We start from the raw sequence: 13,931 nt of genomic DNA, 5'->3' as shown, positions 1-13,931 counted from the left end.
CGAGAGGACTTTACCTACTATGAGCCAGGCTCGGGTTACCGAGAGCCATGGGAGGCTGTGTGTCCACTGTCGTCATCAAGCGGCCGCCACGCCGACCGGCCCCGGAGATCCCGGTCGGCGAGCTGCCCGTCGAGGCGCCGCCGGAGATCCCCGCGGCGACCGGTGGGCGCTGGCAGCAGGCGCTGCTGGTGCTGCCGATGCTCGGCGGCACGGTGGCGATGGCGATGATGTTCGGCCGGGGCGGCGGCGCCTACTCGTACGTGGTGGGCGGGATGTTCGGACTCTCCTCGCTGGCGATGCTGGTGACCACCTGGGGCAACGCCGGGCCGAAGAAGTCGGAGCTGATGGCCGCCCGCCGGGAGTACCTGCGGCACCTGGCCACCCTGCGCCGCCGGGTCCGGGAGACCGCCGGCGCCCAGCGGGCCGGCCTGTCCTACCGGCACCCGGAGCCGGGGCGGCTCTGGTCCACCGTCGACAGCCACCGGGTGTGGGAGCGCCGCCCCGGCGACCCGGACTTCGCCGTGGTCCGGGTCGGCGTCGGGCCGCAGACGCTGGCCACCCCGCTGGTCCCGCCGGTCACCAGGCCGCTGGAGGAGCTGGAGCCGATGACCGCCGGGGCGCTGCGGCGCTTCCTCGACGCGTACTCGGTGGTGCCGGACCTGCCGGTGGCGCTGTCGCTGCGCAGCTTCGCCCGGGTCTTCGTGCGCGGCCCGGCCGGCGAGGTGCGCGGCTCCGGCTCGCCGGCCGCGCAGGCGCTGGCCCGGGCGGTGCTCACCCAGCTCGCCGTCTTCCACGCCCCCGACGAGCTGCTGGTCGCGGTCTGCGCCGGCCCGGAACGCCGGGACCGGTGGGAGTGGGTGAAGTGGCTGCCGCACGCCCACCATCCGGCCCGCACCGACGCGCTCGGCCCGGTGCGCCTGGTCACCAGCTCCGCCGCCGATCTGGAACACCTCCTCGGCGACGTGCTCGGCAGCCGGTCCCGGTTCAGCCCGCACGGCCCGGCGACCGACGGGCCGCACGTGGTCGTGGTGCTCGACGGCGGCGACCTGACCGGGGCGACCGACCTGGCCGGCGACGGCGGCATCGACGCGGTCACCGTGCTCGACCTGGACACCCCGCCGCCCCGGCTGCTCGACCGGTACGCCCTGCTGCTCGACCTGGTCGACGGCCGGTTGCACTCGCACTCGGCGGAGGGGCACGCCGAGGTGGGCGCCGCCGACGCACTCGCGCCGGCGGACGCGGAGGCGGTCGCCCGGCGGCTCGCGCCGCTGCGGCTGGCCGGCACGGTACGCGGCCCGGACGCGCCACCCGGCGCCGAGCCGGGCCTGCCGGAACTGCTCGGTCTCGGCGACCCGGAGCGTTTCACCGCCGAGCAGGGCTGGGCGCCGCGCGCCGCCCGGGACCGGCTGCGGGTGCCGATCGGGGTGGGCGCCGACGGCGGGGCGATCGACCTCGACCTGAAGGAGTCGGCGCTGGACGGCATGGGCCCGCACGGGCTGCTGATCGGCGCCACCGGCTCGGGCAAGTCGGAGCTGCTCCGCACGCTGGTCCTCGGGCTGGCCGCCACGCACAGCTCCGAGCAGCTCAACTTCGTGCTCGTCGACTTCAAGGGCGGCGCCACCTTCGCGCCGTTCGAGCGGTTGCCGCACACCGCCGCCGTGATCACCAACCTGGCCGACGCGCTGCCGCTTGTCGACCGTATGGTCGACGCGATCAACGGCGAGCTGATGCGCCGGCAGGAGCTGCTGCGCCGGGCCGGCAACTTCGCGAGCGTCCGCGACTACGAGCGGGCCCGCGCGGCCGGCAGCCCGCTCGCCCCGCTGCCGTCGCTGCTGCTGATCTGCGACGAGTTCTCCGAGCTGCTCTCCGCCAAGCCCGACTTCATCGACCTCTTCGTGCAGATCGGCCGGCTCGGCCGGTCGCTCGGGGTGCACCTGCTGCTGGCCAGCCAGCGGCTGGAGGAGGGGCGGCTGCGCGGGCTGGACACCCACCTGTCGTACCGGATCGGGTTGCGCACGTTCTCGGCGCTGGAGTCCCGGACGGTGCTCGGCGTGCCGGACGCGCACGAGCTGCCCCGCAGTCCGGGGCACGGCTACCTGCGCTCCGGCACCGACCCGCTCGTGCGGTTCAAAGCCGCGTACGTCTCCGGGGCGGTGCGTCGCCGCACCGGCGGAGCGGGCGCCGCCGGCGGCGGCGCGGCGCGGGTGCTCGCGTTCTCCACCCACCTGTCCCCGGTGCCCCGGCCGACCACGCCGGCCGCCCTGGGGGCCGAGGAGGAGAGCGGCGAGACGCTGCTCGAGAAGATGGTCGACCGGCTCGCCGGGCAGGGCCCGCCGGCGCACCAGGTGTGGCTGCCCCCGCTGGACGCCTCCCCCACGCTCGACGAGCTGCTCGGCCCGGTCGGCGCCGACCCGGTCCGGGGGCTCACCGTGGCCAATCCCGAGCTGCACGGCGCGTTGCAGGTGCCGGTGGCCGTGGTGGACAAGCCGTTCGAGCAGCGGCGGGACCTGCTGTGGCTGGCCCTGGACGGCGCGGCCGGGCACGTCGCGGTGGTCGGCACCACCCGCAGCGGCCGGTCCGGGCTGCTGCGCGCGCTGATCTGCGCGCTGGCGCTCACCCACACGCCGGCCGAGGTGCAGGTCTACTGTCTCGACTTCGGCGGCGGGACGCTCGGCGCGCTGCGCGACCTGCCGCACGTCGGCGGCGTGAGCGGGCGGACCGACGGGACCGCGGTCCGCCGCACCGTGGGCGAGGTCGCCGGCCTGCTCGCCGAGCGGGAGCGGCGGTTCACCGAGTCCGGGGTGGAGTCGATGGCGGCGTGGCGTCGCCGGCGGGCCGCGGCCCCGGCGGGTGGCGCGGCCGGGGCCGACCCGTTCGGGGACGTGTTCCTGGTCGTCGACGGTTGGAACACGCTGCGCGGCGAGTACGAGGACCTGGAACCGCTTGTCACCGAGCTGGCCACCCGTGGGCTGGCGTACGGGGTGCACGTGGTGGCGAGCGCGCTGCGCTGGTCGGACTTCCGGCCGGCGATCCGCGACCTGTTCGGCTCCCGGCTGGAGCTGCGTCTCGGTGACCCGTCCGACTCGGTGGTGGTCAAGCGCGCGCTGGCGGCGACCGTGCCGGAGGAGCGGCCGGGACGCGGCATCACCGCCGGTGGGCTGCACTTCCTCACCGCGCACTCCCGGCTGGCCGCCGGCGGCGAGACCGGCGACCTGGTCAAGGCCGTGGCCGGCGGGTGGACCGGGCCGGTGGCGCCCCGGGTGCGGCTCCTCCCGCCGGTGCTGCCCTACGCCGAGCTGGACCGGAACGCGACCACCGGGCTGGCGTTCCCGGTGGGGGTGGCCGAGGCGGACCTGTCCCCGGTGGTGCTGGACTTCGCCACCGAGCCGAACTTCGTGGTCTTCGGCGACGCCGAGTGCGGCAAGTCGTCGTTCCTGCGCGCGCTGGCCACCTCGATCGTCGCCCGGTTCACCCCGGAGCAGGCCCGGGTGATCCTGGTCGACTACCGGCGCAGCCTGATGGGCACGATCGAGACGCCGCACCTGATCGGCTACGGCACGGCCGCGCCGCACGCCACCGAGCTGATCGAGTCGGCGGCCGGCTACCTGCAGGGTCGGCAGCCCGGCCCGGAGGTGACCCCGGCCGAGTTGCGCACCCGCTCGTGGTGGACCGGGCCGGAGCTGTTCGTCCTGGTGGACGACTACGACCTGGTGGCGGGCGGGCCGACGAACCCGCTGCGCGCGTTGGAGGAGCACCTTCCGCACGCCCGGGACGTGGGTCTGCACCTGGTGCTGGCGCGGCGTTCCGGGGGCGCGGGCCGGACCGCGTACGAGCCGATCATCCAGCGGTTGCGGGAGTTGTCCACGGCGGGGCTGGTGATGTCGGGCGGGCCGGAGGAGGGGCCGCTCGTCGGTCAGGTGAAGGCCGGGCCGCTGCCGCCGGGCCGGGCCCGTCTGGTCACCCGCCGTGAGGGCGTACGTCTGGTCCAGTTGGCTCATCTTCCGCCCGGGTGACCGGGAGCGCGGAGTTGCCCCGTGACGGCGGGGACAACCGGTAATCTCCGAGCAGCGTGTGTCGGAAGCGACGGAATGGCTGGGGAATGTGACCAGGGATCGGCAGGGATGTCCCGACGCGCCGTCGCGGCGTCTCGCCGGGCGGGCGCTGCTCGCCGCCGCGGCGGCGCTGGCGGTCACCGCCGCCCCGCTGGCCCCGCCGGCGCACGCCGCGCCGGCCGCCCCGGTCGCCGCGCTCCGCACCGACCAGGTCCGGGACGAACAGTGGCAGTTGGCGGAGCTGCGGGCGAAGACCGCCTGGCGGACCTCCACCGGGCGCGGCGTGGTGGTCGCGGTGATCGACTCCGGGGTGGACGGGTCGCACCCCGACCTGGCCGGCCAGGTGTTGCCCGGCCTCGACCTGGTCGACCCGGACGCCGGCCGGACCGAGCCGGACCCGGTCGGGCACGGCACCACGGTGGCCGGCCTGATCGCCGGGCGCGACGACGACGACCGGGGTGTGGTGGGCCTGGCGCCGGACGCCAAGATCCTGCCGATCCGGGTGCTCGACGCCGAGAACCGGTACGACGACGCCCTGGTCATCGCGAAGGCGGTGCGCTGGGCGGTCGACCACGGCGCCCGGGTGATCAACCTGTCGCTCGGCGGCAGCGGCGACAGCCCGGCCCTGGCCGCGGCGCTCGACTACGCGTTCGCCCGGGACGTGGTGGTGGTCGCCTGCACCGGCAACCTGGCCACCTCGACCACCACCAAGGTCTGGTATCCGGCCCGCGAGCCGGGCGTGCTGGCGGTCACCGGCCTGGACCGGAACAGCGAGAACCTCTGGTCCGGTTCGATCACCGGCCACGAGACGGTCCTCAGCGCGCCGGCCACCGCCCTCTACGGCGCCCGGTCCCGGGGCGGCTACTGGCGGGTGCAGGGCACCAGCTTCGCCGCGCCGCTGGTCGCCGCGACGGCCGCCCTGGTCCGCGCCCGCTATCCGCAGATGACCGCCGGTGACGTGGTCAACCGCCTGGTCAGCACCGCCCGGGACCTCGGCCCGACCGGCCGGGACGACCGGTTCGGCTACGGCATGGTGGACCCGGTGGCCGCGCTCACCGCCGACGTGGCACCGGTGGGGCGGAACCCGTTGGACGACAACGCCTCCCCCGGCGTGGTGGGCTTCGGGCCGGCCCCCGGGGCGGATCCGGGCACCCGGGCCGCGGCGGCGGGGCAGGGCGGCGACCCGTTCGGTGGCCCGAAGCAGACCGGCTGGTCGGCCCGCCCGGCGGGCCAGGCCGAGGTCTCCGCGCCGGAGCGGCTCTGGGTCGGCGTGGCACTGTTCGTCGCCCTGCTCACCGGCGCCGCGCTGATGGTGCGCCGGTTCCGGCGGGTCCGCCGCTGAGCGGTCTGACCGGGGCGTACTCGGGGTAGTGAACGGCGCATGAACAACACCGGTCCGACGGCCACCCGCGACCGGTCCTGGCGGAGCCGCCGCCTGGACCCCGACCAGTCGCTGGGTCTGCGGCTCACCCTGGCCGCCGCCGCGGCGATCCTGGTGCTGGTGCCGTTCGCCCTGCTCGCCCTGCTGGTGCTGGGCGCGTGGCCGCCGTTGCTCCGGCTGGACGCGTCGGTCACCGACGCGTTCCACGGCTACGCGCTGGCGCATCCGGCGTGGGTCCGGGCGATGACCGTGTGGACGCACGTCTTCGGGCCCGGCCCGCTGCGGGTGGCCGCCGCGGTCGTGGTGGTCTGGCTGCTGTGGCGGCGGGCGCCCCGGTTGGCCGTCTGGGTGGTCACCACGATGGTGGTCGGCGGGCTGCTCGGCGCGTTGCTCAAGCTGCTTGTCGGCCGGAACCGGCCGGACCTGCTGGAGCCGGTGGCCCGGGCGGCCGGCTACTCGTTCCCGTCCGGGCACGCGTTGAACGCGGCGCTGGCCGCCGGGGTGCTGCTGCTGGTCTTCCTGCCGTTCGCCCGGCACAGCCCGGCCGGGCGGGTCGCGTTGTGGGCCGCGGCGGTGCTGCTCACGGTGGTGACCGGGCTCAGCCGGATCGCGCTCGGCGTGCACTGGACCAGCGACGTGGTGGGCGGCTGGGTGCTGGGGGTGGCCGTGGTCGCGGCCACCGCGGCCGGTTTCGCCACCTGGCGGATCGGCGTCGGTCACCGTCCGACCCGGCCGCTGCGCGAGGGGGTCGAGCCGGAACTGGCCGATCCGGGGCCGGAGAGCCGGGGAGCGTAGCGGCGCGCGCGGCGGGGTAATGGGCGGCTCATGTCCGATGTCGCGGTCCAGATCGCCCGGCGCGTCCTGCTGCCGGTGTCCCTGCTCTTCGCCGTCATGGTGGGGTTGGGTCTCCTGGTCACCCGGGTGCTGACGCACACCTGGCCGTTCACCGTCGAGGACGGGGTGAACCGCGAGTTCGCGGGCGACCGGTCGCCGGGGTGGAACGACGTGTCGCTGGTCTTCAGCACGCTGGCCAGCACTCAGATGATCGTCGTGGTGACGGTGCTGGCCGCGCTGGTGCTGCGGCTGGTGCTGCACCGCTGGCGGGAGCCGATCTTCCTCTGCGCGGCGGTCACCGCCCAGGCGCTCGTCTTCTTCTTCACCACCATGGTGATCGACAGGCAGCGGCCGGCGGTGGAGCACATGGACGCGTCCCCGCCGACCTCCAGCTTCCCCTCCGGGCACACCTCGGCGGCGACCGCGCTCTACGTCGGCCTGGCGCTGCTCCTGGCGCTGCGGGCGCGCAGCACCCCGGCCAAGGCCGCCTGGTGGACGCTGCTGGTGCTGGTGCCGGTCGGGGTGGCGCTCACCCGCATGTACCGGGGCATGCACCACCCGAGCGACGTGGTGGCCTCGTTCCTCAACGGCGGCACGTGCGTGGCGATCATGGCGCGGGCGGTGCTCGACAAGACGCTCACCTGGGGCCGCGCGAAACTGTCGTCGATCCGGCCGGGCGACGACGTCGCGCCGGCCGGGGCTCCGGCGGGCGGCTGACCGCCGCGCCGGGCGGCCGGTTCAGAACCGCTTGTCAGGTGCAGTCGCCGGTGGCGACGCCCCGGGTACGCTCCGCGCCGGCCAGCGCCACCGACCGCGCCTCGGCGGCGGTCACCGCGAAGCCGGTGTTCGGGTCGTCCGCCGCCGCCGCGAAGATCACCCCGAGCACCAGGCCGTTCGAGGAGACCAGCGGGCCGCCGGAGTTGCCGCTGCGCACCAGCGCGCGGATCGTGTAGATCTCCCGCGTCACGTCACCTGACGAGTAGATGTCCGGCCCGGTGATCCGGTCGACGTCGCGGACCCGGGCCGGCCGGGCGTCGTACGGGCCGTCGAGGGGGAAGCCGAGGACGATCGCGTCGGCGCCGCTGGCGGCCGCCCCGGCGGCGAAGCGCAGCGACGGGCCGGGCAGCCCCGGCACGTAGAGCACGGCCAGGTCCCGGTCCGGGTCGTAGACCACCACCTCACCGTCGTAGCGCTCGCCGCGCAGTTCCACCGCCACCGAGCGGGTGCCGGCCACCACGTGCGCGTTGGTCATCACCCGGTCGTCGGCGTAGACGAAGCCGGAGCCCTCGATCCGGCGGGAGCAGCTCGGCGCGGAGCCGAGCACCTTCACCACGGACCGCTTGCTGTTCTGCACCACCTGGGAGTTCGCCAGCGCCGGGTCGGGCGGCGAGACCTGCCGCGCGTTGGTGCTGCCCAGCCCGTTGAACACGTCCGGGAAGCCGTTGGTGTCAACGGTGTCCCGCAGCGCGGTGGAGAGGTCCTGGGCCCGGTCGGGCAGCACCCGGTCCACCACGGTGAGCAGCGCGCTGTCCTTGACCGATGCGGCCAGCCAGGGCACCGAGGAGGAGCCCAGCGGCACCGCCACCAGCCAGGCCACCAGCATGACCGCGATGACCGAGATGAACGCGCCGCCGACGTCGTCGACCTTCTTGCCGGCCGGGCCGGTGATGGCCGCGCGCAGGTTGGAACCGAGCCAGCCGGCCAGCGCCTGACCCAGCACGGCGAGCCCGAAGATCGCCACCAGGGAGACCAGCACCCGGGTGCCGCTGGCCGCGAACTGCCGGGCGATCAGCGGGCCGATCTGGAGGCCGAGCAACGCGCCCAGGAAGAACCCGGAGAACGACAGGGCACCGATGACGAAGCCCTGACGGTATCCGCTGATCGCGAACACGAGCATGAGCAGGAGCAGAACGAGATCCACGGCGGACACGCCCCAAGGGTACGGGCACCGGGCCCGCGGGCGGCTCAGCGCTCGCTGAACGTGACCTGAGGATGCGTGCGGGTGATCAGCGCACCGGACTCTCGTCGGCGGCGTCGGTGCCGGCCGACGGCGCGGGTGCGACGACGGGCGGCAGCTCCACCACCCGCGAGCGTGGCCAGGGCCGGGCCCATCCGCCCAGCTCCAGCAACCTGTCGATCACCCCGGCGGTGAAGCCCCAGACCAGCATGCCGCGCACCGAGAACGCCGGGCCGATCCAGCCGCTGGAGTGGCGGACCCGCATGCGGTTGTCCGGGTCGACCAGCTCGGCGACCGGCAGCCGGGCTACGTGCGCGACCTCGGCCGGCTCGCGCGGGTGCACCGGGTGCGGGTCGTGCCACCAGGCGAGCACCGGGGTGACCACGAAGTCGCTGACCGGGATCCACAGCCGGGGCAGCTCGGCCAGCACGGTGACGCTCGACGGGTCGAGGCCGACCTCCTCGTTCGCCTCGCGCAGCGCGGTGGCCCGGGCGTCGGCGTCCTCCGGGTCGGCGGCGCCGCCGGGGAAGGCCGGCTGGCCGGCGTGGTTGCGCAGGGTCGCGGCGCGTTGCAGGACGAGCACGTCCGGCCCGGCGCCGGGCTCCTCGCCGAGCAGCACCAGCACGGCGCTCTCCCGGCCGCCGGTCTCCGGCGTGGTGAGCCGGGTGAAGTCCTCCGCCCGCGCGGTGCCGAGCCGGCCCAGCAGCGGGTCGAACCAGGCCGGGGGCTGTCCGGTCACACCCGCACCCCGAGGTGGGTCCGCACCAGCGTCGCGAGGCGGGCGTCGTCCAGCGCGCCGGTGGCCTCGACGTGCCGGATCCGGCCGTCCGCGCCGACCAGGACGGTCAGCGGGAAGGCGCTGCGTTCGAGCGCGCGCTCGAACGCGTCGCCCTGGTCGACGAGCATCGGGAACGCGACGCCGTAGTCCTCGCCGATGGACTGCGCGCCGCCTCGGCTGTCCCGGCTGTTCACGCCGATGACCTGGAACCTGCCGTCGGCCCGCTCGCTGAGCCGCTGGAAGGCGGGCAGCTCCTTGCGGCACGGCGGGCACCACGAGGCCCACACGTTGATCACGGCGGGGCCCTTGACATCGCGCAGCTTCACCGGCGCGCCGCCGGTGAAGCAGTTGAGCGCCAGGTCGGGCAGCGGGTCACCGGGCTTGCCGGCCGGCGACGGCGCGGCCGAGGCCGGCGCGACGGTCAGCGGGGCGCAGTCGGCGAACGGGGACGGGCGTTCCGCCCGGGTGGCCGGCGCCGGGCCGGCCGGCTCCTCGGCCGTGGCGGTGCAGCCCGCCCCGGCGAGCAGCAGCGGGACCAGCAGGAGGGCGAGCCGGCGGTTCACGGCGCGTCCGCCGCGGCCGCCTGCTGCGGCACCAGTTCGGGGTCGAGGCCGACGGCCGCCGCGAGGTCCCGCGCACGGGGCCCCTTCAGCAGCTTCGCCGCCGCGGCCGGCTCGGTCGGCCCGGTGCCGTAGGCGGGGCAGAGCGTCGCCAGCGTGCACGCGCCGCAGGCCGGCTTGCGGGCGTGGCAGACCCGGCGGCCGTGGAAGATGATCCGGTGCGACAGCATCGTCCAGTCGCGCTTCGGGTAGAGCGCGCCGATCGCGTGCTCGATCTTGACCGGGTCGGTCTCGGCGGTGAGCTGCCAGCGCTGCACCAGCCGCTGGAAGTGGGTGTCGACGGTGATGCCCGGGACGTCGAACGCGTTGCCGAGGATGACGTTGGCGGTCTTACGCCCGATCCCCGGCAGGGTGACCAGGTCGGCCAGTTTGCCGGGCACCTCGCCGTCGTAGCGCTCGCAGAGCGCCCGGCCCAGGTTGATCAGCGAGCTGGTCTTGTTGCGGTAGAACCCGGTGGGCCGGATCAGCTCCTCCATCTCGCCCCGGTCCGCCCCGGCGTAGTCGGCGGCGCTGCGGTAGCGGGCGAAGAGCTTCGGCGTGACCTCGTTGACCTTCTTGTCGGTGCACTGGGCGGACAGGATCGTGGCGACCGCCAGCTCCAACGCGCTGGAGTGGTCGAGTTCACAGTGCGCGTCGGGGTGGGTCTCGGTCAGCACCCGCCCGATGCGGCGGGCCCGACGCGTACGGCCGAGGTCGGTCTCGGGGGAGCGCGTGGTCACGACGGCCAGCCTACGTCGCGGGGCCGACGCTCCGGTGGGTCGACGCGGGCGGCGTGCGCTCAGCCACCCGCCGGGGCGCTGATCTTCCCGGACGCGTCGATCTTCGCGCCGGTGTCCGGGAAGTCCGCCCGGGTCACCTCGCGGACCAGCCCGAGGCCCCGGTCCTGCCGGTCCACGGCGGGCCGGCCGACGCCGTTCATCGCGGTCGAGGTGAACGTGCCGCCGACGAAACGCCCCTCGGCGGTGAGCGACACCTTGAGCACGCCGCCCCAGCCGAGCCGGCCGGAGCTGTTCAGCGACTTCCCGCCGCCGGCGAAGTTGCCCAGGCTGTAGGCGATCAGCCGGCCCTGGTAGAACTCCATGCCGCGCAGCACGTGCGGGCCGTGCCCGACCACCAGGTCGGCGCCGGCGTCGATCACGGTACGGGCGAAGCGCATCGGGTCGCCCCGGTTCTCGCCGACGTACGTCTCGGTGCCCGGCTTCACCCGCGTCCGGTCGGCGCCCTCGGCGCCCATGTGCACCTGCACCACCACCAGCTTGGCCATCCCCTTGGCCATCTCGACGACCTGCTTGGCGGCGTCGAGGTCGATCAGGCTGTTGGACCACGGGTACGACGAGAAGCCGACCACCGCCACCTTGACGCCCTTGACGTCGACCACGGTGATCTCGCCCGGCGCGCCGGTGTGCTTGAGGCCGTGCGCCTCCAGCGCCGACTGGGTGTTCTCGTAGCCCTGCTGCCCGTAGTCGTTGCCGTGGTTGTTGGCCTGGTTGAGCAACTGGAACCCGGCCGAGCGCAGGTGCGCCGCGTAGCCCGGCGGGGCCCGGAACTGGTAGCAGTTCTGCGGGTTCGGGCCGCACTTGCCGGCGCCGGTGTCGTCGGTGAGCGGCTCCTCCAGGTTGCCCATCACCAGATCGCCCTTGAGCGCGGACTTCACGTCGTCGAAGAAGCCCTTGCCGCCGTTGGGGGGCAGTCGGTTCGGCGCGTTGCCCATGATCACGTCGCCGGTCGCGGTGAGCGAGATCGACGCCTCGGTCGCACCGCCGGGCGCCGCCGGCTGGTCGGCCGTGTCGGGCCCGGCCGAGCCGGTCGAACCCCCGCCCTGCCCGGTCTGCCAGATCGGGTCGTCGCCGCCGCCGGAGTCCGAGCAACCGGCGGCGAGGAGCACGGCGAGGAGCGCGACGAGCGTGGCGAGGCGCGAGCCGGGCAGGCCGCGCCGGCCGGGGCCGACGGGGTGCGGGCCGACGGCGCGGCGGGAACGGGACGCAGAGCGGGCGGGAGCGTACATCGTCGGCGACGCTACCGTGCCGGGAACGCCACGACGAGGACCGAATGGCCGGAACACCCGGACCGGCGGTTCTCGGCGGGGCTCGACGGACCGCCGGTCGGACGAGGGCATGTCAGCCGGCCTGCCGGTCGGACCAGGGCACGACCGGGCCCGCGCCGCCGGCCCGGACGGCGGCGTGCACGGCACGGGCCAGCGGGGCGCCCCAGGTCGAGCGGGGACCGCCGTAGGGGGCCGGCTCGCCGTCGGCCGGGCAGAGCACGGTGACCGCGTCGGTGGCCGTGCCGGTGGCCGGCAGCCCCAGCTCCCAGATCGCCTGCGCCTTCGCCTCGGTCGCGGTGGCCACCGCGTTGACAAGCGCCGCGTCGCCGAGCCGGACGGGCACGTGCACGACGATGTTGACCGTGCCGACCCGCTGGGCGGGCGTCGCGGGCGCGGGCGCGGCGGCCCACACGGGGGTGCCCAGCCCGACGGTCGCCCAGACCCGCACGCCGCCGTCGGTCCGGCGCACCACCTCGGTCACGTCCACGCCGGTCAGCAGCCCGACCCCGGGCCCGTCCAGGTCGAGGCCGCGGGCCAGTTCGGCCAGGTGGGCGGCGGGATCGTCCCGGTCGTACGACATCGGCACTGTCGCGTTCAGCACCCACCGGCGGACGCCGATCCCCCCACCCAGCGGGGCGGACCCGACCGCCAGCAGCGGCGCCGGCGCCCGCCAGCACAGCAGCGGGACGTCCCGCCCGGACTCGGCCCGGCTGGTCAGGGTCGGCTCACTCAGCACGCCGGTCACCCTACGATCACAGGTGGGAACGGGTGGTGCCGGCCCGGCCCGGAGGGCGGGGATCCAGGGGTGCACCTCCGATTCCTGCTCATGTGCGCCTAGACTGGCGGCGCGCGAGGGATCAGCGGACGGCGGACCCGGGCCGACGGACGGCACGCGCAGGCGGAGGTGCGCGATGGACGAGGTACTGGCCCGCAGCGGGATCTTCCAGGGTGTCGACCCGGAGGCGGCCGAGGCGCTCGCCAAGGAGATGGAGACGATCGACGTCCGCAAGGGCGAGGTCGTCTTCAACGAGGGTGAGCCCGGCGACAGTCTCTACATCCTCCTGTCCGGCAAGATCAAGGTCGGTCGCCGCGCTGCGGACGGCCGGCAGAACCTGATCGCCGTGATGGGCCCGTCGGACATGGTCGGCGAGTTGTCGCTGTTCGACCCCGGCCCGCGGACGGCGACCGCCACCGCGGTCACCGACACCCGGCTGGTCCGGCTGCGCAAGCAGGCCCTGCGGCCGTGGCTCAACAACCGGCCCGAGATCGCCGAGCAGTTGCTCCGGGTGCTGGCCCGCAGGCTGCGCCGGACGAACGACTCGCTCGCCGACCTGATCTTCACGGACGTGCCCGGCCGGGTCGCCAAGAACCTGCTCCAGATGGCCGGCCGGTTCGGCACCCGTGACGGCGGCGTGCTGCGGGTGACCCACGACCTCACCCAGGAGGAGATCGCCCAGCTCGTCGGCGCCTCCCGGGAGACGGTCAACAAGGCGCTCGCCGACTTCGCCTCCCGTGGCTGGCTGCGGCTGGACGGCAAGAGCATCATCATCCTCGACCCGGAGCGCCTGGCCCGCCGCGCGCGCGTCTGACGCACCTCCGGCCGGCGCTCCCGGCCCCGCCTCGTTCCGGCCCGGCCCGCCTCGCGCGGTCCGGGCCGGTTCCGTCCGAGCCGATCTTGTCCGACCAGGTCCGCCGGACTGGACGCGCTCACTGTCTTCGGCCCCCGGGACGGTCGCTGACCGTTCCCGCCGTCCAACCTGGACGGGGACGCCCTGAGCCGCGACTCTGCGATAGCGTGACGTGATGGGCCGGCGGTACCGGATTCTCCTCGTCTCCAGCAGCGGCGGTGTCCTGCTGGACCTGCTCGCCCTGCGCCCCTGGTGGGAACGGCACGACCCGGTCTGGGTGGCGGTCCACGCCCCCGACACCGAGGTCGCGCTGGCCGGTCAGCGGGTGCACTGGCAGCCCGAGCTGTCCACCCGCACCCGGCTCCGGGTGCTGCCGGCGACCTGGCGGGCGCTGCGACTGCTGCGCCGGGAGCGACCCGACGTGGTGGTGTCCGCCGGCACCGGGGTGGCCGTCGGCGTCTTTCTCGCCGCTCGCCTGCTCGGAGTGCCGTCGCTCTGGCTGGAGACGTTCAACATGACCGGGCCGGCCGGGGCCGCCGCCCGACTCTGCTCCCGGCTCGCCGCCGCCGTGCTGGTCCAGCGGCCCGCACTGCTGGCGTCCCGGCCCCGCGCGGTGCTCATCGGGGAGCTCTACTGA

At 75.1% G+C, this 13,931-nt stretch carries 12 protein-coding genes; 6 read left to right on the top strand and 6 right to left on the bottom strand.

The genetic code is table 11. From position 1 onward, the window contains the following. Positions 1-59: 59 nt before the first annotated feature. From eccCa to ACIA5A_RS16470, 4 genes are all read left to right on the top strand, one after another. On the top strand, positions 60-4,013 hold the full coding sequence (eccCa, locus tag ACIA5A_RS16485; RefSeq protein WP_396762319.1) for a type VII secretion protein EccCa: 3,954 nt from the start codon (positions 60-62) through the stop codon (positions 4,011-4,013). Between the two features lie 79 nt (positions 4,014-4,092). Beyond that, the gene (gene mycP / locus ACIA5A_RS16480; protein WP_396762645.1) at positions 4,093-5,394 is read left to right on the top strand and encodes a type VII secretion-associated serine protease mycosin; all 1,302 of its coding nucleotides are present in this window, start codon (positions 4,093-4,095) and stop codon (positions 5,392-5,394) included. Positions 5,395-5,433: 39 nt separating this feature from the next. Next, the gene (locus tag ACIA5A_RS16475; RefSeq protein ID WP_396762316.1) at positions 5,434-6,228 is read left to right on the top strand and encodes a phosphatase PAP2 family protein; all 795 of its coding nucleotides are present in this window, start codon (positions 5,434-5,436) and stop codon (positions 6,226-6,228) included. A 30-nt stretch (positions 6,229-6,258) separates the two neighbouring features. Next, on the top strand, positions 6,259-6,984 hold the full coding sequence (locus ACIA5A_RS16470) for a phosphatase PAP2 family protein (RefSeq protein WP_396762313.1): 726 nt from the start codon (positions 6,259-6,261) through the stop codon (positions 6,982-6,984). A 34-nt stretch (positions 6,985-7,018) separates the two neighbouring features. Here the strand turns inward: ACIA5A_RS16470 and ACIA5A_RS16465 are convergent, their stop codons facing one another. The 6 genes from ACIA5A_RS16465 to ACIA5A_RS16440 form a co-directional block, all read right to left on the bottom strand. Next, positions 7,019-8,197: a MarP family serine protease gene (locus ACIA5A_RS16465; protein ID WP_181570758.1), complete on the bottom strand. Its 1,179-nt coding sequence runs from the start codon at positions 8,195-8,197 to the stop codon at positions 7,019-7,021. A 76-nt stretch (positions 8,198-8,273) separates the two neighbouring features. Beyond that, complete coding sequence (locus ACIA5A_RS16460; protein ID WP_396762309.1) at positions 8,274-8,963, bottom strand: NUDIX hydrolase; 690 nt, start codon at positions 8,961-8,963, stop codon at positions 8,274-8,276. After that, positions 8,960-9,565, bottom strand: coding sequence for a TlpA disulfide reductase family protein (locus ACIA5A_RS16455; RefSeq protein WP_181570760.1), 606 nt, complete (start codon positions 9,563-9,565; stop codon positions 8,960-8,962). Before ACIA5A_RS16455 ends, ACIA5A_RS16460 begins: the two co-directional genes overlap by 4 nt. Next, the gene (nth, locus tag ACIA5A_RS16450; protein WP_396762306.1) at positions 9,562-10,341 is read right to left on the bottom strand and encodes an endonuclease III; all 780 of its coding nucleotides are present in this window, start codon (positions 10,339-10,341) and stop codon (positions 9,562-9,564) included. The genes ACIA5A_RS16455 and nth overlap by 4 nt, the downstream gene beginning before the upstream one ends. A gap of 59 nt (positions 10,342-10,400) precedes the next feature. Further along, a complete protein-coding gene (locus ACIA5A_RS16445; protein WP_396762642.1) occupies positions 10,401-11,549 on the bottom strand; it encodes a CapA family protein in 1,149 nt (382 codons plus the stop codon). 190 nt (positions 11,550-11,739) lie between these two features. After that, complete coding sequence (locus ACIA5A_RS16440) at positions 11,740-12,402, bottom strand: adenosylcobinamide amidohydrolase (protein WP_396762303.1); 663 nt, start codon at positions 12,400-12,402, stop codon at positions 11,740-11,742. Positions 12,403-12,577: 175 nt separating this feature from the next. Here ACIA5A_RS16440 and ACIA5A_RS16435 point away from each other — a divergent pair, with 175 nt between their 5' ends. Next, a complete protein-coding gene (locus ACIA5A_RS16435; RefSeq protein ID WP_088976469.1) occupies positions 12,578-13,255 on the top strand; it encodes a Crp/Fnr family transcriptional regulator in 678 nt (225 codons plus the stop codon). A gap of 214 nt (positions 13,256-13,469) precedes the next feature. Then, positions 13,470-13,931, top strand: coding sequence for a glycosyltransferase (locus ACIA5A_RS16430; protein ID WP_396762300.1), 462 nt, complete (start codon positions 13,470-13,472; stop codon positions 13,929-13,931).

The organism is Micromonospora sp. NPDC051300 (assembly GCF_044455315.1).
GTDB classification, from domain to species: Bacteria; Actinomycetota; Actinomycetes; order Mycobacteriales; family Micromonosporaceae; genus Micromonospora; species Micromonospora robiginosa.
The sequence above is the reverse complement of the archived record's forward strand: the minus strand, read 5'-3'. Positions and strand labels throughout refer to the sequence as shown.